A 23,788-nucleotide genomic window follows, 5' to 3' on the forward strand; every position below is an offset into this window, starting at 1 on the left:
CGGGCGCTTCGGGACGGCTCAGTAGCCGATGCTCCAGAAGAGGTTGACGCCGGAGCTGCCCCCAGCGCCGATCTGGACGCTGCGGCCCGTGCAGTTGGTCCCGGAGTACGCGGTCTGCTGGATCCGCGACCGGTTCTTCACGAAGTCGAACTCGTGCGAAACGAAGTGGCACTCGCCCGGATTCATCGCGCGGTTCTTGGAGACGAGTGCACCCTTGTAGTAGGTGCAGACCTCGCCGTCGTTGCACGGCGGGTCAGCTGCCGCCGGTACGGCGGTGGCGCCGACCAGCGCCGTCGCGCCGACGATGACTGCGGTCAGCGTGCGGGCGATCATCTTCTTCTTCATACAGTTCCCCTCGAGCTCGTGTCCGTTGCGCATGAACGTAGGAGCTCCCGACGGGCCGTTCCAGGGTTTCGACCTGTGCCGTAAGGGTCTGGCGTTGGCCTGTCGATTGTGTTAGACCGCCGGAGTAGTTGCTCCACGCAACTTTGCGCGGCGGCCGAGGATGTACGCGACGAGGGCGGTCGGGAAGAACATGACGATGCCGTAGACGGCTACCGGAGTGGCCATTTCGCTGTTGTTCAGCAGGGCTGGGCTGAGTGCGATGGTGAGTGCGAGGGTGGCGTTGTGGATGCCGATCTCCATCGAGCAGGCGATGGATTGCCGCTCACCGAGCCCGGCCACGCGCGGGACGACGTACCCGAGAGCAAGGCTGATCACGTTGAGCAGTACGGCGATCAGGCCGACCGCGGCCAGGTAGTCGAGGAAGTTGTCCCGCTCGGTGTAGATCGCGGCGAAGATCACCAGCGCCAGTACGACGGCCGACCCGATCTTCACCGGCCTTTCCATCCGGTCGGCGAAGCCGGGCTTGCGGCTGCGGACAAGCATGCCCAGGGCAACCGGTACCAGCACGATCGCGAACACCTGCAGCATCTTCGCCGGCTGCAACCCGAGCTGTCCGGAGTCGCCGAGGAAATGCGCGATCGACAGATTCACCACGATCGGCAGCGTGATGACCGCCAGCACTGAGTTCACCGCGGTCAGCGTGACGTTCAGCGCAACATCACCTCCGGCGAGATGACTGAACAGATTGGCCGTCGTACCGCCCGGCGAGGCCACCAGCAACATCATCCCGACCGCCAACGCCGGCGCCAGCCCGAAGACCTTCACCATCCCAAAACAGATCACCGGCAACAACACCACTTGGGTGCCCAACGCAACCAGTACCGCCTTGGGCATCCGCGCCACCCGCGCGAAGTCCCCCGTGGTCAGGCTCAACCCCAGCCCGAACATGATGATCGCCAACGCGATCGGCAACAAAACCGAAGTAAGCACTGAGTCGGACAAGGTGGTGTTCCCGTCGTAGGCCCGAGGCGGTGGGAGAACAGGGTCCTACGCCGGGCGTCCGTCGTCCAGAGCTCACCAGCCGCGGGCTTGCCAGGTTTCGACGTACGGGCGTTCGGTGCCGACTGTGGTGTCGGGGCCGTGGCCGGGGTGGATGGTGGTGTGTTCGGGGTAGGTGAGGAGGTTGCGGACCGAGGTCATGATGGCGGCGAAGTCGGTCAGCGGATAGACCGGGCTGGTGAGGCCGGGGCCGCCGGGGAAGAGGGTGTCGCCGGTGAAGAGGTGGCCGGCGGCGTGGACGGTCAGGCTGCCGGGGGAGTGGCCTGGGGTGGGGATGATGTCGACGTCGAGGGGGCCTAGCTTGAGCGTGGTGGTCGTCTGGATCTCCTGGTCGAGGTGGCCGTTCCAGAGGGGTACGTCGGGGTTCGGGCGCGGGGCGTTGCCGGTTGCGACCAGGTCGGCGGTGGCGGTGCCGGCGTCCAGGTAGCCGTGTTTCGCTAGGTGGTCGAGCTCGGCGGTCCAGACCTCGCGCTCGGCGGGGTGGCCGATGATCGGGGCGTTGAGGGATTCGGCGAGGGGCTGGAGGGCCAGGACGTGGTCGGCGTGGGCGTGCGTGATCAAGAGCCCGACGACGTCGTACGACGCTGCCGCCGCGGCAAGGTAGTCCGGGTCGTCACCGGGGTCGACGATCAGGGCGGGTGGGCGACCGGGGAGGTCGGGCGCGATGATCCAGCAGTTGGTGTCGAGGTAGCCGACCACCAGGCGTTCGCACCGGATCATGCGGCCTGCTTGAGAAGTCGCTCGGCCCATCCCGGGTCGACGTTCTGAGCAATCGGATAGCCCTCCGCGAACGGACCTTCCCAGCGCACGCTGATCCCGGGGTTGTGCACACTCGACCCATCCGGCAGCACGAACTGCGGACTGCCCTGAATCGCATCGGTGACGGCGACCGCATGGTCGGCCATCATCGTGGCCCGCGCCCGCCCGTCGTCGAGGGCCGCAGCCAATGCGGTGCTGTCGATACCGACCTCAGTCGCGACATCGAGGATCACCTGCCGATGCCCGATCGACCGCGACTCGAACCAGAACGCCTTACGCAGCGCATGATCCAGCTCCTCGGACTCCCGCAGTCCCTGCTCCTTCGCCGCATGCACAGCCTCGGCCGCGAGCAGCACGGTCGACGGATAAGCCCAGTCCGGCTGCGACCACAACCGGAACCCGACCTCCGGCGCCACCTGACCAAGCCCTACCGCCTCGCTGTCCGTACCCGGCCGTGGATGCGGTCCGTTGAACAGCTCAAGCGCAAACGTGTGATGGTCCAGCCGTACGTCGATGCCCAGTTCCTCCCGCGCTTCCCGCAGCCGGTGGATCGCCACATGAGCGAACGGGCACAGCAAATCCGACCAGACCTGGATCGCGTTCATTCGCCCTCCTCGTGGTCAGCGCCCGCAGGGTTGCTGGTAAAACGCTCCGGCCGGATGAAGACCGCCGTACGACGGTCCTCGACCATCGCTCGGTCGTATTCGTCCAGGTCGGGGTGCTCGCCGCCGGCCGCGTGATAGATGTCCCGCAATACCAACCGCAGCGCTTCCGCATCGAGCCCGGGTAGTTCGTCATCGGGTCCGGCCAACTCGACCGGTCCAGTCACGCCGGTCCAGTCCCAGCCGGCCCGAAACACCAGCGTGGCCTGCGGATTCCGCCGCAGATTCGCCAACTTCGCCGTACCGCCTCGAGCCACGAACGCAACCACCGGCTCACCCGTCAACGGGTGATTCAGCACCCCCGCATTCACCACCGAGGCCGCCGGCTCCCCGGACCGCCGCTGCGTCACCAACACCGCAAGCCAAAAGTCCTGCCGCCCCAGCGCCTGGATCCGCTCAAGTCCCGCACCAATATCCATGTCCGCGACTTTAACGGACCGCAGTCCGGTTAGTCTAGAGGCGGCGCAGGAGCTGCGGCCCGAGCTCGACCCACGCGCGCAGCTCGTCCGCGACCTCAGCGGCACGGATCGACGGCGGGTACCCCCGCAGTTCAAAAGCCTGGTCGCGTAGCCGGCGAGACAGGCGGATCTCGTCCGGCGTCAACGTGGTCGCAGCGGCCAGTCGGCGTCCCTCGTCGAGAGTAGGAGTGGTGGTGAGCCACTGTGTGACGGCGTCATCCAGCGGCGGTGCGCTCTCGATCGAGGACCAGCCGGCCAGGTTCAGTGCAGCGCGATCGGGGGAGTCGACACCGCGCTCGGCCGCCGCAAGATCCAGCGCGAGGCCAAGTTGATCGCGGCAGTGGCTGCGCAGGAACGTCCACCACAGCTCGCGGTCTGCCGCGGGTTCACGTTTGTCCAGCCAGCGCGCGAGCTGCTCATCGCTCAGCGTCCGCAAGTCCTTGCTGTAGGCCTTGAACTTCTTCTCCTCGCCGTGGAAGACCGCGCGTGCCTTCAAGATGTCATGGCGGTCGCCGACCCCGCCGAGCATCTTGATCACGGTGCCCGGCGGTCCCCACTCAGGGTCGGAATCGGCGACCAGCGCGCTGATCGACACACCGGGCACCCAGTGTTCGGAGAAGTCGGCCCCAGGCCATTGCGGGCTGCTGTCCATCGTGAAACCGCGCTCAGTCACCGCGCCCCGGAGCTCGTCGATAAGCAGTACCGGCTCGACCCGGTGGTTCTGCGTACCGGCGTACAAGCAGGTCCACTCGCTGCTCCCGCGCTCGCGACCCCAGCCGAAGTCGATCAGACCGTAGTCCGCGTTGGCGTACTCCCAGGTCGATCCTTCCGCGACGGGCTGCACATAGAAGTGTTCGTTGCCGAGCACCTCCTGCACGGTGGCGAGATCGCTGGTGGCGTCGACACCCAGCACCGTGCCCGTGATCGCCAGTCCGGCGAAGAAATCGAGGTCGTTCACGTGAGCATGATCTCCGGCTGTTCGGTCGGCCGCATCTCACTTTCGCGGACAATGCGGGTCGGCCATTGGACGATCAGTACGGCGGACAGGACGATCGCACCGCCGATGCACTGGAGCGGGCTGAGGTGTTCACCGAAGACGAGGGCGGCCGAGGCGACCGTCACCACCGGCTCGAGGATGGACAGGATCGACGCGACCGACGGTCCCACGCGGGCCATTCCGGCGAAGAACAGCAGGATCGCGGCGACCGTGCTGACCAGCGACAACACGGCCAACCAGAACCACCCGGCCGAGGAGATCTCGGTGATCCCGCCTGCGTTCCCGCGGAGGATGGCGTTCACCAAGAAGGTGCCGAAGGCACCTATGCAGACCAGGGTCGCGAGAGCGAGCGGTGGTACGTCGGCCGTCGTCCGATCGCCGACGAGGATGTAACACGTGTAGACGACAGCCGCGCCGGCGGCCAGCAACGCGCCGGTCAGGTTGAAGCGGCCGGAGGTGGCGCCGCTGAGGACCAGCACGATCCCGCCGAACGCCAGGCCGAGTGCCCAGACGCGACGGCGAGAGGCACGTTCACGACCGAGCAAAACCGCGCCGACCATCACCAGGATCGGGTAGAGGTAGAGAAGCAACGCGACCAGGGATGCATCGATCCGGGTCAGCGCGGAGAAGTAGAGCCCGGCCTGAGCGGCGTACCCGAACACGCCCATGCCGAGGCTGACCAGCACCGCGCGCCGCGGGATACCCCGGAACACCCCGCGGGCCAGAGCGATCGCCAGCAGAACCAACCCGGCCAGCCCGAACCGGACCAGCAGAAGTGCGTCCACCGACGCACCTTCGTCGTACGAGAGTTTGCCGAACACGGCCATCGCGCCGAAGGCGGCAGCGGAAAGGAGACAGAAGAGGGCGCCCACGACAACGATGATCAAGCTGTTCAACTGTTCACGTCCATCACGGCTTCGTGGACATGATTGTGTAGCTATCCTGAACAGATGCTGGATCTGCATCGCCTCCGACTGCTCCGCGAGGTGCACGACCGCGGCACTGTCCACGGCGCTGCCCGCGCGCTCGGCTACACGCCCAGCGCGGTCTCCCAGCAACTGTCCGTGCTGGAGCGAGAAGCCGGTACGCCGTTGCTCGAGCGCGTCGGCCGCAATGTCCGCCTGACCGCGGCCGGCCACGTCTTGGTCCGGCACGCCACCACTCTCCTGGAGGGGGTCGAGGCGGCCGAGGCCGAGTTGGCGTCCGTCGCGGCAGGCCGGGTCGCCGGGGTCGTTCGGATCGCCTCGTTCCAGTCGGCGTTTCTGCGGATCGTGGCCCCCGCCGTACGGGCGCTGGCCGTCACCCACCCGAACATCCGGGTCGAGGCGACCGAGGGCGAGGTCGAGCAGGCAGTACCGGCGCTCCGGCTGCAGCAGCTCGACGTAGTGGTCGGCGACGAGTACGACGGTCAGCCGCGACCTGTCCACGCGGATCTGCAGCGAGAGCCCTTACTGCGTGAGCACATCCGGGTGGTGCTCCCGGAGAACCATCCGGAGGCCAAGGCGGACCGCGTGAAGATCGCCCACCTCGCCGACATCCCCTGGGCTGCCTGCCAGCCCGGTACCGGCCACCGCGAGATGCAGGTCCGCGTCTGCCGTGAGTACGGCGGTTTCGAACCAGACCTGCGCTACAGCTCGGACGACTTCCTCATCCTGCTCGAACTCGTCCGTACGACGGGTGCCGCGGCCCTGCTCCCCGATCTGGTACTCCGCCACGGCACCCCGGGCGTCGTCGTACGGCGACCTGCCGAAGCCGACGTCGGCCGTGCCGTCTACCTGCTCACCCGCCGAGCCCGCACCCCAGCGGTCGACGCGGTAGCGGCCGCACTGCGGGAGAACGTCTCTCACTGAGTGGAAGCAAGCGTTGAAGGCCCTCCGGGCGGCTCCTACGGTGACGCCACCAACTGAGCGACCCGCGTCGAAAGTCCTTTGGCGCTTGCGGCGCCCAGGCACGCCACTGGAGGGCAGCGAGATGACGCTTCTGGACACCGCCGACTGGTCGGGGCACGTCTTCAAGGCCGGCAGCTGGCAGCCGGGCCAGGCCGGCGCGTACGCCGTCATCGAACCCGCCACCGGCCGTGAACTCGGCCGCATGGGTCAGGCCGGCGTCGACGATGTCGCCGAAGCCGGACGGGCCGCGGCCGACGCCCAGCGAGCGTGGGCGGCGCTCCCACACCCGGCACGGGCCGCGGTGATGCGCCGAGCCGGCGACCTGTGGCAGCAGCACGCCGACGAGATCGCCGGTTGGAACACCCGCGAGGTCGGCGCGACCGCCGGCATCGTCGGCTTCTCCCTGCACGTCGCCGCCGAGGAGTGCTATCAAGCGGCAGCGCTGCCAGGACATCCGCTCGGTGAGGTGTTGTCGTCGGAGGAACCGCGACTCTCGCTGGCCCGCCGGATGCCGGCTGGAGTCGTCGCGGTGATCTCGCCGTTCAACGTCCCGATCATTCTCGGCATCCGCTCGGTCGCTCCGGCCCTTGCCCTCGGCAACGCAGTGATCCTCAAGCCGGACCCGCGCACAGCGGTCACCGGGGGCGCGTTGATGGCCCGCATCTTCGAGGAGGCGGGACTACCTCCCGGCGTACTGCAGATGCTTCCCGGTGGCGCCGACGTCGGCCAGGCGCTGGTGACCGATCCGAACATCCGCGTCATCTCGTTCACCGGCTCCACCGGCGTCGGCCGCCGCATCGGCGCGCTGGCCGGCGAACACCTCAAACGAGCCCACCTAGAACTCGGCGGCAACTCCGCCCTCCTCGTCCTCGACGACGCCGACGTCTCAGCAGCCGTCAACCTGGCCACCTGGGGTTCGTTCTTCCACCAAGGCCAAATCTGTATGACCACCGGCCGCCACCTCGTCGCCGCCCACGTTTACGACGATTTCGTCGAAGCCCTCGCCGAGAAGGCCGCCTCATTGACGGTCGGCAACCCAGCCACCGAACAGGTCGCCCTCGGCCCCGTCATCGACGCCGGCCAACGAGACAAGATCCACGGCCTCGTGAACGCCTCCACCTCAGCCGGCGCGAAACTAGTTGCCGGCGGCACCTACACCGACCTCTTCTACCGCCCCACCGTCCTGGCCGACGTACCGACCGAGGCCCCCGCCTTCACCGAAGAGATCTTCGGCCCAGTCGCCCCCGTCACCAAGGTCGACTCGATCGACCACGCCATCCACCTAGCCACCTCCGGCGACTACGGCCTTTCCCTGGGCATAGTCACCAAAGACCCCCTCCGCGGCCTGGCCATCGCCGAACAGATCCCCACCGGCATCGTCCACATCAACGACCAAACCGTCAACGACGAAGCCAACGCCCCCTTCGGCGGCATCCGCGCCTCCGGCACCGGCGCCCGCTTCGGCGGCCCCACCGCCAACCTCGAAGCCTTCACCGAAACCCGCTGGATAACCCTCCGCTCCACACCCCCCACCTACCCCCTCTAAAAGTTCCCCCACCCCGCGCCCCCACCCCGCGCCCCCACCCCGCCCCCAAAGAGCAGCCCCCCGCTCCCCGACAACCCCACTGCTCTTTGTGCACCCCCCTCAACTTTGAGAACCCACCAACCACTTGGAGCTCTCGAAAATGACTGGTGGGAGCACAAAGTTGGGTCTCGTGCACAAAGAGAAGGCGACCCACCTTTGGGTGCGAGGGGGGTGCGGGCGACGCTGAATGACGTCCATGGGGCCGCCCCGATCCTCCGATCGACAGGACGTCTACGGCTGCTGGTCGTGCTGGTTGCCGACGGTGAGTGTGGCGGCGGCAGTCAGCACATCTATACGTCCTGTTCTGCGGACGACGGTGGTTACGGGGTGATGGTTCGGCCTATGCCTTGGGCGGCTACTTGGAGGGCGGCTAGCAGGGCTGCTCGGTGGGGGCGGAGGTTGGGGACTACTACGCCTACGGCGGCCACTACTGGGCCTTCGGGGCCGGTGGGGCGGATGGGTACGGCGATTGAGCAGGCTCCGAGGGTCATTTCTTCGGTGGTGGTGGCGTAGCCGCGTTCTCGGATTTCGTCCAGTTGTCTGGTGAGGCGGGCCGGGTGGGTGATGGTGTGGGGAGTGAAGCGGGTTAGTTGGGTCATCGCTTCCTCCTGGATTTCGGCGGGGGCGTGGGCGAGGAGGACTTTGCCTACGCCGGTTGAGTGCAGGGGTAGGTAGGAGCCGACGGTGCTGATGATGGGGACCGATGCGCGTCCGGTGAGTCGTTCCAGGTAGAGCGTGCGGATGCCTTCGCGGATTGCCAGGTGGACGGTTGCGCGGGTCGCGGCGTGGATGTCGTTCAGGAACGGGCCGGCGGTTTCGCGCAGGCCGCTTGGCAGGGGTGCGAGTAGGCCGACTGACCACAGTTTGCGGGCGACGACGTACCGGCCGTCGGGGCGGCGGCTGAGGGCGCCGCCGGTGACTAGTTCGCCGACTAGGCGGTGGGTGGTGGGTAACGGGAGGTCGGCGAGGGTTGCTAGTTCGGTGAGGGTGAGGCGGCGGTGCTGGTCGTCGAAGGCGAACAGGAGGCTGAGGGCGCGGGACACCACGGTCGCGCCCGGGGTGGAGACTCTGCCGGCCATCTCGCCATTCCTTCCACTCAGCGGAAGACCATCGTGGCAGATGGGGTGCGTGCTGGCGACGATTGGCGGGTGACAGAACCTGCCGCGCCTCTCCTTGCCCAAGAGCAGATCTCCGCCGAGATCGCCGCCGCCCACGCCGGGCCGGGCGGGATCCGGGTCGAACCGACTGGTCCGGCGCTGGACTTCGCGCCGTACCGGAGTTCGTTACTGCGGTACCCAACCAAGGAGCTGCGGCAGGCGGACCCGGAAGGTGCTGAGTTGCTCGCACCGGTCTTTGGGGAACACGACGTCGATCCGCTCGAGGCCGACCTGACGATTCAGGCGGGTGGTGAGCCGATCGGCGAGCGGATCCTGGTCGCCGGTCGGGTGCTGGACGGCGACGGCCGGCCGGTCCGGCATCAGCTGGTCGAGATCTGGCAGGCGAACGCATCCGGCCGCTATATCCACCAACGCGACCAGCACCCCGCCCCGATCGACCCGAACTTCACCGGGGTCGGGCGCTGTCTGACCGATGCTGACGGCAACTATTCGTTCACCACGATCAAGCCTGGTCCGTATCCCTGGCGGAACCACCGCAACGCCTGGCGGCCGGCCCATATCCACTTCTCGCTTTTCGGTACCGACTTCACCCAGCGACTCGTCACTCAGATGTACTTCCAGGGCGACCCGCTGTTCGGCCTTGACCCGGTCTTCCAGTCGATCGCCGATCCGGCCGCACGCGAACGCCTGGTCGCGACGTACGCACACGACCTGTCCCAGCACGAATGGCTGCTGGGCTACCGCTGGGACATCGTCCTGACGGGCTCCCACGCCACGCCGCTGGAGGACGAGACCCATGCCTGACCGCACCCCCGGCCAGACCGTCGGCCCCTTCTTCCACTACGCCCTCCCGTACGCCGGCGACCGCGAACTAGTTGCTGTCGGCACCGGCATCCGCCTCCACGGCACCGTGTACGACGGCGCCGGCGAACCGGTCCCAGACGCGCTGATCGAGATCCGGCAAGCCGACGCGGCGGGTGTCGTCCCGGTTGTCGCCGGATCGCTGCGCCGCAACGGGGTCTTCACCGGCTGGGGCCGTTGCAGCACCGACCGGGCAGGGGAGTACTGGTTCTCCACCGTCGAGCCGGGGTCAGTCGACGGCGGTGCACCGTTCTTCGCTGTGACGGTGTTCGCCCGAGGCCTGCTCGACAGGTTGTTCACCCGCATCTACCTGCCGAACCCACCCCCCGAGTCCGACCCCCTACTGTCCACCCTCGACCCCGAAGACCAGACCCGCATGATCGCCACCCGCTCACCCGACGGATCCCTGAAGCTGGACCTACACCTCCAAGGCGAAGACCAGTCGGTCTTCTTGACCTATCCAGGCCACAAATGAGCGACCTCCTGGAGCCCGGCCGCCACCGCGCCGCCGGCCTCGACGACGAAGGCCTCTGGAACGCACTCCTACAAGTCGAGCGAGCCTGGCTGACCGCCCGCCGCGCGGCCGAGCAGTTCCGCGCCAAAGCTGCTGTCCGCGGGGGAGCCTCTGCTGAGCCCGGTGCGGCTCCTGCCGACCGCGCCGCCCGTCGTGCTGACCCCGCCGCCGTTGCTGAGCTCGACAAGGCTATTGCCGACTTCGACAGCGCGGTTGCCAACGGGGTTCCGCGGCCGGGGGTGGAGGCGGTTGAGGGCGCGGGTAGTCCGGTGGTGGAGCTTGTGCGCATCCTGCGGTCGCTGGTTGGCGACGAGTACGTTCATCGCGGGCTTACTAGCCAGGATGTTCTCGATACTGCGTTGATGTTGTTCGCTAAGGATGCACTTGGGCGGGTTGACACCTACCTCACGTTGACGGCTGCTTCGTTGGGTGAACTGGCTCGCGCACATCGCGAGACCGTCATGGCGGGGCGGACGCTTACGCAGTACGCCGTACCGGTCACGTTCGGACTGAAGGTTGCGCAGTGGTTGGTCGGCCTGCTGGATGCGCGGGATGCTGTGCGGGCGATCGAACTCCCGGTGCAGGTCGGGGGAGCTGCTGGGACGCGGTCGTTGCTGGGCGAGTTGACCGACGTACCGGATGCTGTGGTTGATGCGTTCGCGGCCGAGCTTGGGTTGCAGTCGGCGCTGCCGTGGCACACCCGTCGTACGCCGATCACTCGGATCGCGGACGTGTTGGCCGAGGCATGTGCGGCGGCTGGGGTCATCGCCGGGAACATCTTGTTCTTGGGGCGTCCTGAGGTCGGAGAGGTCCGGGAACGGCGATCCGCCGGGAAGGGGACCTCATCGACGATGCCGCAGAAGGCGAATCCGGTGCTGAGCGTGCTGATTCGGAGTGCGGCGTTGCAGGTGCCGCCGTTGGTTGGGCACCTCCACACGTGTAGCGCGCTCGCGGTTGACGAGCGGCCGGATGGTGCCTGGCATGCGGAATGGCCTGCGTTTACTAGGGTTCTGACGTTGAGTGTGACCGCGTTGTCCCAGACCGCTGACCTGGTTGGTGGTCTGGAGGTTGATGCCGCGAAGATGGCTCAGCGTGCGCAGGAGGCGGCGGGTGAGTTGCTGGCTGAGCGCGGTACGGGAGACGACCCGGCGGAGTATCTCGGGTCGGCGACTGCGTTCGTCGATCGGGTTTTGGAGCGGTGGGATCGTGGTTGAGCTCACCTGCACCGACTTCGGCGGTACCGGCGACCTGCTGATCGTCGGACCATCGCTGGGCACATCGGTCGAAGCGTTGTGGGGTCCATGCATCCAGCACCTGACGCCGTCGTTCCGCGTCGTCGGATGGGATCTGCCGGGTCACGGTCGGAGCGCACCCGCGGTCGGGTTCGACCTCGCCGACCTCGCCGACACCCTCCGCAAGATCACCGCAGAGCTTGCCACCGGCGACAGCCTCCGGAGGTCCGGCTCGGAGCTTGCCGTGAGCAACAGTTGGTACGCCGGGGTGTCGGTGGCCGGCGCGGTTGGTTTCGCTCTCGCTGTCGATCCGGGGCCGTTCGCCGGGATCGCGACTCTCGCGGCGGCCGCGAAGATCGGGGAGCCCGCAGCCTGGTATGAACGTGCAGCTCTTGTCCGGACAGCATCGACCTCGGCGTTGATCGCGGGGTCGGTGGAGCGATGGTTCGCCCCTGGTTTCACCGACCGCGATCCGCGGACGGCCGCTCGGTTGTTGGAAAGCCTGACCGATGCGGACGCACGGTCGTACGCCGCGACTTGTGAGGCGCTGGCCCGGTTCGACGGTCGCGAGCGACTGGGTACCGCGACTGTGCCGGTTCTGGTGGCTGCGGGTCGGCACGATCGCGTCGTACCGATTGAGCTGGCGAGGGATTCGGCAGACCGGTTGCCGGGAGCAACGTCGTACGTGTTCGAAGGTAGTGCGCATCTGCCGCCGGCCGAGGAACCGGCTGCGGTGGCTGGAGTGCTGACCGACTTCTTCCAACGAGGGGTGCGATGAGCGATCCGACGTACGAGGCCGGGATGCAGGTTCGTCGAGAGGTGCTGGGGGATGAGCATGTCGACCGCGCTGAGGCCGCGAAGACACCGCTCACCGAGGACTTCCAGGAACTGATCACTCGCTACGCCTGGGGTTCGGTCTGGACACGGCCCGGGCTCGACCGACGGATGCGGAGCGCGATCACCATCACGGCGCTGATCGCGCACGGGCACTGGACCGAACTGCCGATGCACCTGCGGGCCGCGCGTCGCAACGGGTTGAGTGATGCGGAGATCACCGAGGTGCTGTTGCAGGCGGCCGTGTACTGCGGGGTGCCCGCCGCCAACCACGCTTTCGCGATCGCCCAGGACGTGCTCAATGACTGAACGGACACGCACCCAAGTCGGGATCGTCGGTGGCGGACCGGCCGGTCTGATGCTCTCCCACCTCCTGGCGTTGGCGGGAATCGACTCTGTCGTCGTCGATCGCCGTACACGTGAGGAGATCGAGAACACCGTCCGCGCCGGCATCCTCGAGGAGGACAGTGTCCGGCTGCTCGTCGAGACCGGCGTATCCGACCGGGTACGTCGAGAGGGGATCGCGCACGACGGCATCGTCCTGCGGTACGGCGGGACCAGCCACCGGATCGACTTCAAAGGGCTCGTCGGGGCGGCGTCGTGGTTGTATCCGCAGACCGACGTGTTCGTCGACCTGGCCGATGCGCGGGCGCGTGATGGTGGTGATGTGCGATTCGGGGTTGCTCAGACTCGGGTTGTCGATGTCACCTCGGATCTGCCCGGCATTCTGTTCACCGGGGCGGACGGGCGCGAGCATGAGGTGCGGTGCGACTACCTGGTCGGTGCCGACGGGTCGCATTCGATGTGCCGGCTGGAGGTGCCGGAGTCGGTACGGCGGCATTACGTGCGCGAGTATCCGTTCGCCTGGTTCGGGATTCTCGCCGAGGCGCCGAAGAGCGCGCCGGAGCTGATCTACGCGCACTCGCCCCGAGGGTTCGCGCTGATCAGCCAACGCACCGACACCCTGCAACGCATGTACTTCCAGTGCGACCCGGACGAAGACGTCGACGCCTGGTCCGACGACCGCATCTGGTCCGAACTCCAGTCCCGCGTCGCCGGCCCCGACGGCCTCACCCTGAACGAAGGCCCGATCTCCGGCAAGACCGTCCTCCGCTTCCGTAGCTTCGTCGCCGAACCCATGCGCCACGGCCGCCTCCTCCTAGCCGGCGACGCCGCCCACACCGTCCCACCCACCGGCGCCAAAGGCCTCAACCTCGCCCTGGCCGACGTACGGGTCCTAGCCGAAGTCCTAGACCGCACCCTCCACGGCCAAGACGCCCTCGACGAATACGGTCCCCGAGCTCTGGCCCGAGTCTGGAAGGCCCAGCACTTCTCCTACTGGATGACCAGCATGCTCCACACCCACCCCACTGCCAACGCCTTCGACCTCCGCCGCCAACAAGGCGAACTGACCTCCATCACCACCTCCGAAGCCGCCGCCACCTACCTAGCCGAGTCCTACACCGGCTGGCCCACCCGTTAGCCGGTACTTTTTCGGCGCCCACACCCGAAAATCTTCCGACCAACTGACGAACCCACGTCACGAACCCCAGCCCAAGCCCGTCAGCCCCAGGCAAGGTGAACCGCGGTAGCCGACCTCGCCATCCGGCCCAGCCATCTACCCAGCCCACCCTCTTGCTTTGTCGGCCGTCTTTTGACGGTCGAGTGGGCGCCGGGCCTGGGCTCGGCCGACGACGTACGGGGATGGTTGCTCGCCGCGGCGGCCGACCAAAAGAAGGGGTGGCTGGGCGATGCGGTGGCTGAGGGGGATGGCGAGGTCGGCTACCGCGGCTCGACGTCGCCTGGGGCTGACGGGCTTCGGTTGCCGTCCGGGCCGTCAATGCTTGGGGCGGTAATTTTTTCTCGAATAGCACCCAAAAGTTACCGTCCGCCGACAGCGCCGTTCGGCGGCGGTGGAATCAGCGGATGGACAGGACGTATACCTCCAATTGGTGGCGGCCCGGGTGGCGGTTAGCGGGTGGTGGGGGTATACGTCCTGTTGTTAGAGGGTTGCGATGGCGGTGATGCCGGTGGCGATGCCTACCAGGTAGGTGCCTAGGGCACCGATGTCGCGGAGGGGGCCGTGGGCGGCGAGGGTTTTGGCGGTGAGCATGCCGATGGCGTGGGTGGTGCGGACTACGAGGGCGGCGATGGCCAGGGCTTCTACTACCCAGCTGTTCGAGAGGAATGAGCAGACCAGCAGCAGGACCAGCAGGGTGGGGATGTACTCGGCCGCGTTGCCGTGGGCTCGGACGGCGATGAGGAGGGGGTCGGCGGGGTCGGTGGGGGCTTGGTTGCCGCCGCCTCGCATGGCTCGGTGGCGGGTGACGTTGGCGCCTAGGAGGAAGAGCAGGATGCCTAGTAGGGCCATGCAGATGATGGTGATGGTGCTCATGTCAGTACTCCTTCGCGTGCGGTGAGGTGCTGGACGATCGATTGGCTGAGGGTGGTACCCAGGAGGGCGTCGGTTTTGTGCATGCCGCCGGGGCAGGTGACGTTGACCTCGATCAGGCGGCCGCCGATCACGTCGGCGCCGGCGATGGTGAGGCCGTGCTGGATCAGCACCGGCCGGAGCGCGGCCGCGATCGTGAGGTCGACGGCGTCGATCGGGGCGATGGCGACCGGTGGGCCGATGCGGAAGTCGGAGGCGTCCGGTCGACGGAGGACGGCGCCGACGATCTCGCCGTCGAGCAGGAAGAGCCGTTTGTTGCCGTGCGCAACAGCTGGCAGGTACTCCTGAGCGATCACCTGCCGCCGGCCGCCGCGGGTGGCCGACTCCAGCAGGGACAGCGCCGCGTGGTCGTCGTGGACCAGCCAGACGTCGAGTCCGGCGAATCCGTCGACGGGTTTGACGATCGCAGTCCCGGTCCGAGCAACAAACGAGCGGAGGTCGGCGACCGACGTACCGACATAGGTCGATGGGCACAAGGAGGGGAACCGCAGCGCGATCAGCTTCTCGTGTACGGCGCGGACCCCGTCCGGCCGGTTGATGACACGGGTGCCGGCGAGGTCGAGCAGGTACGTCGTGTGCAGGTACCGCTCGTCCACCGGCGGATCGATCCGGAGGTGCGCGACCTCGAAGCCAGCAACGTCGAGCAGCGCGGTGTCGAGTTCGTCGTACCAGGTGGGGTCGACGAGCCATCGGTGATCGCAGCCGGGGCGGCGCGGACGGAGGCGGATGCGGTGCGCGCGGGCGTACAGGCGGCCGTCGATGACCGCGAGTTCCTCCGGCTGACAGCACCAGACGTCGTGGTCGAGGTCCTGCGACGCCGCCATCAGGCCGATGGTCGCGTCGATATCGGCGTGCAATCCGACCAGCGGATCGGTGACGAACAGGATGGCGCTCATGCGACCAACTCCAGATCGAGATCCCCGGCGGCCGCGGCGAGCCAGTGCTCACCCAGGTCAGCCCGATCCACTTCTAGTCGCCGCAACACACTGCGGCGGTGGTTGTCGTCGTACATCAGGCTGGTCAAAGCACTGACCACGGGACCGATCGCGGACGGCTCTTGCGCATCGAGGAAACGAACCTCCAGGTACGTCGACCGCGGCCGGACCGGCGGGAACATCGTGGTGAGGTGCTCGGCCGCCGTACCAACGAAGGCCGTGGCGCCGACCGCGAAGGCCGTGTACGCCGCAACTGGATCGCCGACGAGCAGCCGGTCGTCGAAGCCGGTCCGCGCAGGGTCGGTCTCCAGCCAAGTGGTGAGCCGCCCGTGCGGGCCTGAGCTTCGGGCGAAGGTCGCGGCGAGATAAGGACCGGCGAGGTTGAGGACCCGCCACTGTTCGAGACCCGCCTGCCCCGGCCACCAGTCGAGGCAGAGCTGCGTGGACGCGGTACGCCGCATCATCCGCCGACCGGCCGGTCCGATCGAATCGAAGTGTCGGTGCATGGCGACGTACCGGGGGCTCGTCAGTTGCAGCGGGACCTCGTGCTCGGGGCGCGGGTCGACCGGCAACGCGTAGGTGGTGATGTGCGCGGCGGTCAGGCGGTGGGTGAGATCCGCGACCATCATGCGGAGCTGGCCGACCGGGTCGAGGCTGCACGGCAGGCTGAGTTCCAGCTGCCCGCCCGGCTCGAAGCTCAGGTACGGCGCCGCGATCGCGCCGGCCGCCGCGCGTCGTACCCGCTCGATCGGTACGGCGGCTCCCGTGGTGGCGTCGGCGACCAGGAACTCCTGCTCGACCGCGACCCGGACGGTCCGGCGCCGGCCCTGCGCAAACAGGTTCGCCACCAGCGGCTGCAGTTCCTTCTGATTCATGGTCGCTCCTGATACTGTAAGGATTCCTGTCGAAATAATGGAAGGAATCCTTACGAGTGTCAAGCGCCAAGCTGCCCCGACTCGACCGCAAACCGTTCATCGCCCTGGTCGACCGCGCCAATCGCGCGCTCCAGATCGACATGGTCCGCGAGATGCACAAGCGCGGTCATCCGAAGGTCAAACAGGCCCACAACGCCGTCTTCGCCACCCTCATGTCGGAGGGATCCCGCTCGGCCGAGATGGCGGTCCGGGCCGGTATGACGCGCCAGTCCATGGGTGAACTCATCCGCGAGATGGTCGCCCTGGGCATCCTCGAGATGCGCCCCGATCCGGAGGACGGTCGCGCCAAACTCGTCACTTACAGCGAGCTGGGTGTCCGCGTCGCGACCGACGGCTACCTGCGCCTCCATGATCTGGAAGCACGATTCGCCGAAGAGTTCGGCCCTGATGAGTACGCCGTTGCTCGCGACGTCCTTGCCCGGGTTGCCGACGTACTGGAGCGCTGGTCGGACGAGTGAGCGATCAGTCGGGCAGGTCGGCGATCCGGTCGGCGACGCGCTCGAGTACGGCGACCTCTTCCGGGCTGAGGTGGTCGAGGAAGCGGGCCCGGACCGACTCGAGGTGGCCGGGTGCGGCCTCGGCCAGTACGGCGAAACCGGCGTCGGTCAGGTGGTAGATCGAACCGCGGGCGTCGGCCGGATCCGGCTCGCGCTCGATCAGGCCGCGAGCCTCCATTCGCGCTGCGTGATGTGACAGCCGGCTGCGGGACCACTGCATCTTCTCGGCGAAGTCCTTCAGGCCCCAGCGGCGATCGGGCTTCTCGGACAGCGTGCTGAGCACTTCGTAGTCCGCGGTGGAGACGCCGAGCCGGGTGAGATCGCGGCCGAGCCGCGACGGCAGCACGGTCAGCAGTCGCCGTACCGCACGCCAGGCGCGCTCCTCGTCGGTGGTCAGCCACTGAGTCATGGGGTGATCCTAGCTTTCTTTGACATGTCATAGAAGCTTGGTATCGTCTTTGACATGTCAATGAAAATCATGCTGGTCGTTGCGAGTACTCGGCCTGGGCGGCTTGGGCCGGCGATCGGGGAGTGGTTCGTTCGGGCGACGGCCGCGACTGCGGCTGAGCTGGAGATCGAGATCGACGTGGCGGATCTCGCCGAGGTCGGGCTGCCGTTCCTCGATGAGCCGGAGCATCCGTCGACCGGTGTCTACGTGCATGCGCACACCCGGGCCTGGAGTAGTCGAGTGGATGCGGCCGATGCGTTCGTGTTCGTGACGGCCGAGTACAACTTCGCGATGCCGGCCACGCTGAAGAACGCGTTCGACTTCCTGAGTCGCGAGTGGGCCTGGAAGTCGTGTCTGTTCGTCGGCTACGGCAATACGTCGGCGGGTTCGCGGGCGGTCCAGATGGCGCGTGGAGTGGCGGCGACGATGCGGATGCTCTCGATTGGCGGTGACGTATATCTGCGGATCGCCGACGACGTGTTCGAGGGTGAGGTGGTCGCGAACGAGCGGCGGGAGGGGTACGCCCGCGGTGGGTTGACCCAGCTGGCGCGGGCGGCCGCCGTACTGCGTCCATTGCGTGGGCAGGATGGGCGGATCGTGCCGGCGCGCACTGGGGATGTGCCGGAACTGGTCGTGCTGCAGCGCGCCTGCTGGGTCGACGAGGCGATCGCGAATCAGACACTCGACTTGCCTGCGCTGACTGAAACTGCGGCCCAGGTCGAGGCTGCGCTCGCAGACTGGCAGGTCTGGGTGATTCGCTCCGGTGCTCGATTGATCGCCTCGGTGCGAGCTCGTCGGGACGGCGAGGCGTGGCTGATCGGGCGGCTGATGGTCGCCCCGGACTATCGACATCAGGGCCTAGGGCAACAACTTCTCGCCCACGCCGAATCCCACGCCCCCGCCGGTACGGCGACAATCGCGTTGCACACCGGCGTTCGCAGTACCGGCCCCCAAACCCTCTACCGCCAAGCCGGCTACACCCTCACCCCCGAAGGCGCCCCACCCGGCGCAGTAACCATGCGCAAAGCCGCCGTACTGGCGGAGTCGGCAGTTGGCATGAACCTGCCGTAAGTTCCCGTCGGGAACCCATGACGTGGGATAATCGGGCATCGACTAGAGAGCTGGGGGTGCTCGATGCGGACTTATCGCGTTATAGCCGGTGTTACTGGGGTTGTGGGAGTTCTCGGGGCGGTGCTGAGTCAGGTTGGGGCTGCTGAGGCGGATCGGACTTTTGCGTCGGCTTCTGGGGTTGCGCAGAGTTTGATCTCGGTCGGGGTGCCGTTCATTGGTGCGGTCGCGGCGGCTCGGCGGGAGCGGTCGGTGTTTCGGTTGGCTCTTGGGTACGCCGTGGGGTTGGCGGCGGTCGGGTTGGTTGCGTCGATACTCGTTGCGTGGTTGGTGCCGTCGACGGCTAGTGATCGTTGGCAGCATGCGGTGGTGTTGATCGTTGGAGCCTTCGTCACGCAGGTCGTCGCGCAGTTGGTCGGCATCGGGCTGGGGAGGCTGATTGGGCGTGGGTGGATTGCGGCCGTGCTCACCATCGTGATCCCACTCGGTCTGTACGGCGTACTGTCCGCGGCCGCACCAGATGCGCGGCCGTGGCTGACGCCGTTGGGGTCGGCGATGCCGTGGTGGAAGGGTGAGTTCGGTGGATCGGACTGGCCGCCGTTCCTGGTGATGCTGGCGTTGTGGGGGCTCGCGCTCAACCTCGCGGGCCTGTACGTCGCGCGTTCGCGACGATCCTGAGGGCGATTCCGGTCAGGAAGGCAGCGCCGCCGAGAGTGCCGACGATCCCGAAGGCCCAGGTGGCGGCGCTGTTCGTGGGGTCGTCGTGGCGGCGGCCGATTTCGGCGGCTAGTTCGCTCAGTTTGAATTGGTCGACCGTGTCGAGTCTGTCGTCGGCGGCCATCGTGGTCGCGAGCTTGAGGATCTCCTCGCGCTCGGCCGTGGTGAAGCCGCCCTCAGGTGTGCCGGAGCACGGGAGCTCGGCGCCCGTGCTCTGGTCGAGCAGCAGCAGGGTTGGTTTGCAGTCGGGTAGACGTCCGGACGCGGCCGGCTCGGTGACCATGACCTGATAGCTCAGCTTGGTGGCCGAGTCGGTGACCATTGCGCCCACCAACCCGACCACCGCGGCCAAAGCTCCGCCAACCAGCAGCCGCGTCGCAGTACGTCGTACGTTCATCGCTAGGGCAGGGTGTTGCCGGCGGCGGTGTAGAGGCGGTACCACTCTTCGCGGGTGAGTCGGATCGCGGCGCCGGTGGCGGCGTCCTGGACTCGGCTCGGTGTCGTGGTGCCGATGACGATCTGCATCTTGGCGGGATGCCGTGCGAGCCACGCGATGGCGATCGCGTCGGGGGAGGTGTTGTGCGCCTTCGCCAGCTCGTCCAGAGCGTCGTTCAGGTCGGGGTAATTCGACCGGTCGCCGATGAAGACGCCACCGCCCGCGGGGGACTGTACGGAACCCCACGTCTGGATGGTCATGTCGTGCAGCCGGCTGTAGTCGAGGATGCCGAGGTCGCGGTCGGCCGACTGCTCGAGGCCCATGATGTTCGCGGCCAGGCCCTGCGCGACCAGTGCGGCGTTCGTGATGCTGAACTGGAGCTGGTTGGCGACCAGCGGCTGGCGGACCGACTTCTTCAGCAGTTCGATCTGACCGGGCGTGTGGTTCGAGACGCCGAACGTGCGGACCTTGCCGCTGCTGTGCAGCTCGTCGAACGCGGCCGCGACCTCGTCCGGCTCGACCAGAGTGTCGGGACGGTGGATCAGCAGTACGTCGAGGTAGTCGGTCCGCAGCGCGGTCAGCGACTGCTCGACACTCGAAAGAATGTGCTCGCGCGACGAATCGAAGAACCCCGAGCGGATCCCGACCTTCGACTGCAGCAGGATCTGGTCCCGCTCGGATTCCGGTACCGGCTGCGCCTCGCCGTACCGTTGCTCGCACCCGTGCGAACCGCCGTAGATGTCCGCATGGTCGAACATCGTCACCCCGGCATCGCGCGCGGTCCCGACGAGTGTGCGGATCTCCTCGTCGGACTTCTCCTTGATCCGCATCAATCCAAGAACGACCTGCGAAGCCGCGGTCCCGGTCCCACCCAAGTCAATTGTCGTCACAAATGTCGACCCTAGCCTTCATCCGCGGTCGGCGGCAGCGTCGGGTAGTCGACGATCGGGTAGAGACCGACAGTGAACCCGTACGTCGTGTCGCCGGCGCGCGGGAGTTTGTCGAACGTGTCGATCAGGTCGCGGACTCCGCGCCAGAACTCGCCCGCGCGTTCCTCGGGGATCCGGGCGTGCCGGATGAACGAGCGGAGCTGACCCTCGTCGTACGCGGTCCTGGACTCTTCGGCGGCGACCTCGAAGTCGTTGAAGTCTTCCGGCAGCTTGCCGCCCTGGCGGCCGAGGCCGACGTAGAACGAGCGGGCGGCGCGGCCGTAGAACCGCTCCTCGATCGCGCGCACCTTCCGGGTCCGGACGACGCGCAGGATGCCGGCGTCGGCGAGCACCTTCACGTGATGGGCGACTGTGCTCTTCGGTCGTTTGACCGCGGTGGCCAGCTCGGTGACGGTCGCCGCACGTTCGTGCAGGAGGCCGAGGATCGTCGTACGGAGTGGGTCGGCGATCGCCCGCACCTGCTCGGCGGTCGTCAGCTCGAGAGTCTCCGCGAGTTCGTAGTCCGGGACCGCGGGGTTGTTGCCTGTCACGGTCGAACAGACTAGCATTCCCGATTGTTCGAGATATTTGGATCATTGGAGCTGAAGATGACCGAGGTCGTTCTCTTTCACCACTCGCAGGGGCGCACCGATGGGGTGAAAGCCTTCGCCGAAGAGTTGCGGCAGGCCGGGCACACCGTCCATTCGCCGGACTTCTACGACGGCAACACCTTCGACACCATCGACGAGGGCATGGCCTACGCCAAGAGCATCGGGTTCGGCAAGCTGCTCGAGCAGGGCGTGGCCTACGCCCAGGACCTGCCCGAAAACGTCGTGTACGCAGGGTTTTCGATGGGTGTCATGCCGGCCCAGCAACTCACCCAGACGCGTCCCGGCGCGCTCGGCGGTCTCTTCTGCTACTCGTTCCTCCCGGTCAGCGAGTTCAGCGAGACCTGGCCGGCCGGGGTCCCCGTCCAGATCCACGCGATGGACGAAGACCCCTGGTTCACCGAAGAAGACGGCGACCTGACCGCCGCCCAAGCCCTGGTAGCGGCGAACCCCGCCGAGGCCGAACTCTTCCTCTACCCCGGCAAAACCCACCTCTTCGCCGACTCCTCCCTCCCCGACTACAACGAGCCCGCCGCCAAACTCCTCACCGAACGCGCCCTCGCCTACCTCGCCCAGCTCGCCTGACCCGCCGAGAGCTTGCCCCCTAACCCAGGGGGTTGCCCCCTGAGATTCCCGCCGGGCAACCCCCCAACTGAAGGGATAACGCCTGAGATCGGGGGTTGTGGGCGCGAGTTCGGGGGTTGCCCGTTGAGATGGGGGGTTGCACGGCGGGTTTTTGAGGGGGCAACCCCTCGGCTCGGGGGTTATCCACTGAGATGGGGGGTTGGCCGGCCGGGGCGGCGGATTTGGGTGGGTGGCCAGTGTGGTTGGGGGTTGTGCACCGTGGTTATGGGAGGGGAACCCCCGAATTGGGTGGCTAGCCAGGCAAATGGGCGGGTGGGGTGGGGTTAGGCTGGGGCTTCGGCGGAGGCCGGGGTTGCTGGGGGTGCGGGGGTTGGGGAGCGGGTGGGGATGCAGGCGGCGATGGCTAGGGCTACTAGGGCTGCGGCGGCGCCGGTGATGAGGACTGTGCGGAAGCCGGTTTGGGAGGGGAGGGTGTGGGTGCCTAGGTTGATGGTCAGGTTGGCGAGGATTACGCCGGCTACTGCGCTGGAGACCGAGGTGCCGATGGAGCGCATCAGGGTGTTGAAGCTGTTCGCGGCGGCGGTCTCGGAGACGGGGACGGCGGACATGATGAGGGCGGGCATGGCGCCGTAGGCGAGGCCGATGCCGGCGCCGATGAGCAGGGAGACCAGGACGATCTCCCAGACCGAGCCCATCAGGACGCTGCCGACGCCGTACCCGGCGGCGACCACGATGGCGCCGAGCATCAGCGTGGCCTTGGGTCCGCGGGCGGCGGAGATCTTCGCGGACAGCGGTGCGGTGAGCAGCATGACGAGGCCGGACGGGCCCATCACGAGACCGGATGCGAGCATCGACTGCCCGAGTCCGAAACCGGTTGCCTTAGGCATCTGCAGCAGTTGCGGTACGACGAGTGACATCGCGAACATGGCGAATCCGAAGACCATCGATGCCAGGTTCGTCAGCAGCACCTGCGGTCGCGCGGTGGTCCGCAGGTCGACCAACGGCTCGCTGGTACGGCGTTCCCACCAGCCCCACGCGAGAATCGTGACGACTGCCACCGCGAACAGGCCCAGTGTCGGAGCGCTCGTCCATCCCCAGTCGGCGCCCTGAGAGATTGCCAGTAGCAACGAAATCAGGCCGACCGAGAGACCGACACCACCCAGCAGGTCGAAGCGCCCGCCGGAGCGGACCGAGGATTCGGGGACGAAGCGCAGTACCAGCCCGAAGATGATCACGCCGAGTCCGGCCGATACCCAGAACAGCGCGTGCCAGCTGATGTTCTCGGCCAGCAAAGCCGCGGCGGGCAACCCGAGTGCCCCGCCGACTCCGAGGGACGCGCTCATCTGCGCGGTCGCCGTACCGAGTCGGTCGGACGGTAGTTCGTCGCGCATGATGCTGATCCCGAGCGGGATCACGCCGGCCGCGAAGCCCTGCAGTGCGCGGCCGACGATCAGCGGGATGAGTGAGCTGCTGAGGGCGGCGACGATCGAACCGACGACGAGCAGGCCGATGCTGATCAACAGCATCCGGCGCTTGCCGTACATGTCACCGAGTCGGCCCATGATCGGCGTCGCGACCGCGGCCGCGAGCAGGGTGGCGGTGATGGCCCACGCGGTCGCGCCGGACGAGGCGTTCAGCAGCCGCGGCAGTTCGGGGATGACCGGGATGACCAGGGTCTGCATCAGCGCGACCGTGATACCGGCCGACGCGAGCACTGGGACGACTGCGCCAGTGCGCACCGGCGAGCCGGCGGGAACTGCGGACATCGGAAGCCTCCGGGAGAGGAAATAGTTGGTTTCTGCAACCAAATATTAAGTCAGTCAGTTGACTTAAGCAAGATCGCGAGGCAAGGTGGGAGCAGAGAT

At 67.3% G+C, this 23,788-nt stretch carries 28 protein-coding genes; 12 read left to right on the forward strand and 16 right to left on the reverse strand.

All coding sequences use genetic code 11. From position 1 onward, the window contains the following. Positions 1-18: 18 nt before the first annotated feature. The 7 genes from ABD231_RS26075 to ABD231_RS26105 form a co-directional block, all read right to left on the reverse strand. Positions 19-345 carry a hypothetical protein gene (locus tag ABD231_RS26075; protein WP_344157293.1) on the reverse strand — a complete coding sequence of 109 codons (327 nt, stop codon included), beginning with the start codon at positions 343-345 and terminating at the stop codon, positions 19-21. Positions 346-456: 111 nt separating this feature from the next. Further along, complete coding sequence (locus tag ABD231_RS26080) at positions 457-1,335, reverse strand: bile acid:sodium symporter family protein (RefSeq protein ID WP_344157295.1); 879 nt, start codon at positions 1,333-1,335, stop codon at positions 457-459. An 84-nt stretch (positions 1,336-1,419) separates the two neighbouring features. Then, positions 1,420-2,124 carry an MBL fold metallo-hydrolase gene (locus tag ABD231_RS26085; protein ID WP_344157299.1) on the reverse strand — a complete coding sequence of 235 codons (705 nt, stop codon included), beginning with the start codon at positions 2,122-2,124 and terminating at the stop codon, positions 1,420-1,422. Further along, positions 2,121-2,768, reverse strand: a complete 648-nt coding sequence (locus tag ABD231_RS26090; RefSeq protein WP_344157302.1) for a DsbA family oxidoreductase — start codon at positions 2,766-2,768, stop codon at positions 2,121-2,123. The genes ABD231_RS26085 and ABD231_RS26090 overlap by 4 nt, the downstream gene beginning before the upstream one ends. Next, positions 2,765-3,244, reverse strand: coding sequence for a pyridoxamine 5'-phosphate oxidase family protein (locus ABD231_RS26095; RefSeq protein ID WP_344157305.1), 480 nt, complete (start codon positions 3,242-3,244; stop codon positions 2,765-2,767). Before ABD231_RS26095 ends, ABD231_RS26090 begins: the two co-directional genes overlap by 4 nt. A gap of 34 nt (positions 3,245-3,278) precedes the next feature. Then, positions 3,279-4,241: a hypothetical protein gene (locus ABD231_RS26100; RefSeq protein WP_344157308.1), complete on the reverse strand. Its 963-nt coding sequence runs from the start codon at positions 4,239-4,241 to the stop codon at positions 3,279-3,281. After that, positions 4,238-5,176: a DMT family transporter gene (locus ABD231_RS26105; RefSeq protein ID WP_344157311.1), complete on the reverse strand. Its 939-nt coding sequence runs from the start codon at positions 5,174-5,176 to the stop codon at positions 4,238-4,240. Before ABD231_RS26105 ends, ABD231_RS26100 begins: the two co-directional genes overlap by 4 nt. Before the next feature lie 54 nt (positions 5,177-5,230). Here ABD231_RS26105 and ABD231_RS26110 point away from each other — a divergent pair, with 54 nt between their 5' ends. Next, positions 5,231-6,130 carry a LysR family transcriptional regulator gene (locus ABD231_RS26110; protein WP_344157314.1) on the forward strand — a complete coding sequence of 300 codons (900 nt, stop codon included), beginning with the start codon at positions 5,231-5,233 and terminating at the stop codon, positions 6,128-6,130. Between the two features lie 121 nt (positions 6,131-6,251). Then, entirely contained in the window at positions 6,252-7,715 is a 1,464-nt protein-coding gene (locus ABD231_RS26115) for a benzaldehyde dehydrogenase (protein WP_344157317.1), read from the forward strand. A gap of 359 nt (positions 7,716-8,074) precedes the next feature. Here ABD231_RS26115 and ABD231_RS26120 read toward each other — a convergent pair whose 3' ends face one another. After that, a complete protein-coding gene (locus ABD231_RS26120; RefSeq protein WP_344157320.1) occupies positions 8,075-8,833 on the reverse strand; it encodes an IclR family transcriptional regulator in 759 nt (252 codons plus the stop codon). 69 nt (positions 8,834-8,902) lie between these two features. Here ABD231_RS26120 and pcaH point away from each other — a divergent pair, with 69 nt between their 5' ends. The 6 genes from pcaH to ABD231_RS26150 are packed head-to-tail and all read left to right on the forward strand — an operon-like array spanning position 8,903 to position 13,796. Further along, on the forward strand, positions 8,903-9,676 hold the full coding sequence (pcaH, locus tag ABD231_RS26125; protein WP_344157323.1) for a protocatechuate 3,4-dioxygenase subunit beta: 774 nt from the start codon (positions 8,903-8,905) through the stop codon (positions 9,674-9,676). Then, on the forward strand, positions 9,669-10,208 hold the full coding sequence (gene pcaG, locus ABD231_RS26130; RefSeq protein ID WP_344157326.1) for a protocatechuate 3,4-dioxygenase subunit alpha: 540 nt from the start codon (positions 9,669-9,671) through the stop codon (positions 10,206-10,208). The genes pcaH and pcaG overlap by 8 nt, the downstream gene beginning before the upstream one ends. Next, positions 10,205-11,461: a lyase family protein gene (locus ABD231_RS26135; RefSeq protein WP_344157329.1), complete on the forward strand. Its 1,257-nt coding sequence runs from the start codon at positions 10,205-10,207 to the stop codon at positions 11,459-11,461. Before pcaG ends, ABD231_RS26135 begins: the two co-directional genes overlap by 4 nt. Next, complete coding sequence (locus tag ABD231_RS26140) at positions 11,454-12,257, forward strand: alpha/beta fold hydrolase (RefSeq protein ID WP_344157332.1); 804 nt, start codon at positions 11,454-11,456, stop codon at positions 12,255-12,257. The genes ABD231_RS26135 and ABD231_RS26140 overlap by 8 nt, the downstream gene beginning before the upstream one ends. Next, the gene (gene pcaC, locus ABD231_RS26145) at positions 12,254-12,622 is read left to right on the forward strand and encodes a 4-carboxymuconolactone decarboxylase (protein WP_344157335.1); all 369 of its coding nucleotides are present in this window, start codon (positions 12,254-12,256) and stop codon (positions 12,620-12,622) included. The genes ABD231_RS26140 and pcaC overlap by 4 nt, the downstream gene beginning before the upstream one ends. Then, the gene (locus tag ABD231_RS26150) at positions 12,615-13,796 is read left to right on the forward strand and encodes a 4-hydroxybenzoate 3-monooxygenase (protein ID WP_344157338.1); all 1,182 of its coding nucleotides are present in this window, start codon (positions 12,615-12,617) and stop codon (positions 13,794-13,796) included. The genes pcaC and ABD231_RS26150 overlap by 8 nt, the downstream gene beginning before the upstream one ends. A gap of 519 nt (positions 13,797-14,315) precedes the next feature. Here ABD231_RS26150 and ABD231_RS26155 read toward each other — a convergent pair. From ABD231_RS26155 to ABD231_RS26165, 3 genes are read right to left on the reverse strand one after another with little or no spacing between them, the layout of a single operon-like run. Beyond that, positions 14,316-14,708 carry an MAPEG family protein gene (locus ABD231_RS26155; RefSeq protein WP_344157341.1) on the reverse strand — a complete coding sequence of 131 codons (393 nt, stop codon included), beginning with the start codon at positions 14,706-14,708 and terminating at the stop codon, positions 14,316-14,318. Then, entirely contained in the window at positions 14,705-15,661 is a 957-nt protein-coding gene (locus tag ABD231_RS26160; RefSeq protein WP_344157344.1) for an ATP-grasp domain-containing protein, read from the reverse strand. The genes ABD231_RS26155 and ABD231_RS26160 overlap by 4 nt, the downstream gene beginning before the upstream one ends. Continuing rightward, the gene (locus tag ABD231_RS26165; protein ID WP_344157347.1) at positions 15,658-16,575 is read right to left on the reverse strand and encodes a glutamate-cysteine ligase family protein; all 918 of its coding nucleotides are present in this window, start codon (positions 16,573-16,575) and stop codon (positions 15,658-15,660) included. The genes ABD231_RS26160 and ABD231_RS26165 overlap by 4 nt, the downstream gene beginning before the upstream one ends. 56 nt (positions 16,576-16,631) lie before the next feature. On the opposite strand from ABD231_RS26165, the gene ABD231_RS26170 reads away from it, so the two are divergent. Next, complete coding sequence (locus ABD231_RS26170) at positions 16,632-17,093, forward strand: MarR family winged helix-turn-helix transcriptional regulator (RefSeq protein ID WP_344157350.1); 462 nt, start codon at positions 16,632-16,634, stop codon at positions 17,091-17,093. A gap of 4 nt (positions 17,094-17,097) precedes the next feature. Here the strand turns inward: ABD231_RS26170 and ABD231_RS26175 are convergent, their stop codons facing one another. Next, complete coding sequence (locus ABD231_RS26175) at positions 17,098-17,541, reverse strand: MarR family winged helix-turn-helix transcriptional regulator (protein ID WP_344157353.1); 444 nt, start codon at positions 17,539-17,541, stop codon at positions 17,098-17,100. 54 nt (positions 17,542-17,595) lie between these two features. Here ABD231_RS26175 and ABD231_RS26180 point away from each other — a divergent pair, with 54 nt between their 5' ends. Further along, on the forward strand, positions 17,596-18,651 hold the full coding sequence (locus tag ABD231_RS26180; RefSeq protein WP_344157356.1) for a GNAT family N-acetyltransferase: 1,056 nt from the start codon (positions 17,596-17,598) through the stop codon (positions 18,649-18,651). Between the two features lie 120 nt (positions 18,652-18,771). After that, entirely contained in the window at positions 18,772-19,326 is a 555-nt protein-coding gene (locus ABD231_RS26185; RefSeq protein WP_344157359.1) for a hypothetical protein, read from the forward strand. Here ABD231_RS26185 and ABD231_RS26190 read toward each other — a convergent pair. Genes ABD231_RS26190 through ABD231_RS26200 form a run of 3 tightly spaced genes read right to left on the reverse strand, consistent with a single transcriptional unit; the run spans position 19,283 to position 21,281 of the window. After that, entirely contained in the window at positions 19,283-19,762 is a 480-nt protein-coding gene (locus ABD231_RS26190; RefSeq protein WP_344157362.1) for a hypothetical protein, read from the reverse strand. The genes ABD231_RS26185 and ABD231_RS26190 overlap by 44 nt on opposite strands. Positions 19,763-19,764: 2 nt before the next feature. Then, a complete protein-coding gene (locus tag ABD231_RS26195; RefSeq protein ID WP_344157365.1) occupies positions 19,765-20,691 on the reverse strand; it encodes an aldo/keto reductase in 927 nt (308 codons plus the stop codon). An 11-nt stretch (positions 20,692-20,702) separates the two neighbouring features. Then, positions 20,703-21,281: an ArsR/SmtB family transcription factor gene (locus ABD231_RS26200; RefSeq protein ID WP_344157368.1), complete on the reverse strand. Its 579-nt coding sequence runs from the start codon at positions 21,279-21,281 to the stop codon at positions 20,703-20,705. Between the two features lie 57 nt (positions 21,282-21,338). Between ABD231_RS26200 and ABD231_RS26205 the strand changes: the two genes are divergently transcribed. Further along, complete coding sequence (locus ABD231_RS26205; RefSeq protein ID WP_344157371.1) at positions 21,339-21,923, forward strand: dienelactone hydrolase family protein; 585 nt, start codon at positions 21,339-21,341, stop codon at positions 21,921-21,923. 323 nt (positions 21,924-22,246) lie between these two features. Here ABD231_RS26205 and ABD231_RS26210 read toward each other — a convergent pair whose 3' ends face one another. Further along, entirely contained in the window at positions 22,247-23,689 is a 1,443-nt protein-coding gene (locus ABD231_RS26210) for an MFS transporter (RefSeq protein WP_344157374.1), read from the reverse strand. Between the last annotated feature and the right edge of the window lie 99 nt (positions 23,690-23,788).

The organism is Kribbella yunnanensis (genome assembly GCF_039529655.1).
In the GTDB taxonomy this organism is placed as follows: domain Bacteria; phylum Actinomycetota; class Actinomycetes; order Propionibacteriales; family Kribbellaceae; genus Kribbella; species Kribbella yunnanensis.

Bases quoted from the DNA above. Each gene is read 5' to 3' on its own strand.
- ABD231_RS26175 (WP_344157353.1), bottom strand. From the start codon at position 17,541: ATGACTCAGTGGCTGACCACCGACGAGGAGCGCGCCTGGCGTGCGGTA.
- ABD231_RS26150 (WP_344157338.1), top strand. From the start codon at position 12,615: ATGACTGAACGGACACGCACCCAAGTCGGGATCGTCGGTGGCGGACCG.
- ABD231_RS26085 (WP_344157299.1), bottom strand. From the start codon at position 2,124: ATGATCCGGTGCGAACGCCTGGTGGTCGGCTACCTCGACACCAACTGC.
- ABD231_RS26205 (WP_344157371.1), top strand. From the start codon at position 21,339: ATGACCGAGGTCGTTCTCTTTCACCACTCGCAGGGGCGCACCGATGGG.
- ABD231_RS26210 (WP_344157374.1), bottom strand. From the start codon at position 23,689: ATGTCCGCAGTTCCCGCCGGCTCGCCGGTGCGCACTGGCGCAGTCGTC.
- ABD231_RS26165 (WP_344157347.1), bottom strand. From the start codon at position 16,575: ATGAATCAGAAGGAACTGCAGCCGCTGGTGGCGAACCTGTTTGCGCAG.
- ABD231_RS26180 (WP_344157356.1), top strand. From the start codon at position 17,596: ATGTCAATGAAAATCATGCTGGTCGTTGCGAGTACTCGGCCTGGGCGG.
- ABD231_RS26155 (WP_344157341.1), bottom strand. From the start codon at position 14,708: ATGAGCACCATCACCATCATCTGCATGGCCCTACTAGGCATCCTGCTC.
- ABD231_RS26120 (WP_344157320.1), bottom strand. From the start codon at position 8,833: ATGGCCGGCAGAGTCTCCACCCCGGGCGCGACCGTGGTGTCCCGCGCC.
- pcaC (WP_344157335.1), top strand. From the start codon at position 12,254: ATGAGCGATCCGACGTACGAGGCCGGGATGCAGGTTCGTCGAGAGGTG.
- ABD231_RS26190 (WP_344157362.1), bottom strand. From the start codon at position 19,762: ATGAACGTACGACGTACTGCGACGCGGCTGCTGGTTGGCGGAGCTTTG.
- ABD231_RS26115 (WP_344157317.1), top strand. From the start codon at position 6,252: ATGACGCTTCTGGACACCGCCGACTGGTCGGGGCACGTCTTCAAGGCC.
- ABD231_RS26095 (WP_344157305.1), bottom strand. From the start codon at position 3,244: ATGGATATTGGTGCGGGACTTGAGCGGATCCAGGCGCTGGGGCGGCAG.
- ABD231_RS26075 (WP_344157293.1), bottom strand. From the start codon at position 345: ATGAAGAAGAAGATGATCGCCCGCACGCTGACCGCAGTCATCGTCGGC.
- ABD231_RS26090 (WP_344157302.1), bottom strand. From the start codon at position 2,768: ATGAACGCGATCCAGGTCTGGTCGGATTTGCTGTGCCCGTTCGCTCAT.
- pcaG (WP_344157326.1), top strand. From the start codon at position 9,669: ATGCCTGACCGCACCCCCGGCCAGACCGTCGGCCCCTTCTTCCACTAC.
- ABD231_RS26110 (WP_344157314.1), top strand. From the start codon at position 5,231: ATGCTGGATCTGCATCGCCTCCGACTGCTCCGCGAGGTGCACGACCGC.
- ABD231_RS26135 (WP_344157329.1), top strand. From the start codon at position 10,205: ATGAGCGACCTCCTGGAGCCCGGCCGCCACCGCGCCGCCGGCCTCGAC.
- ABD231_RS26160 (WP_344157344.1), bottom strand. From the start codon at position 15,661: ATGAGCGCCATCCTGTTCGTCACCGATCCGCTGGTCGGATTGCACGCC.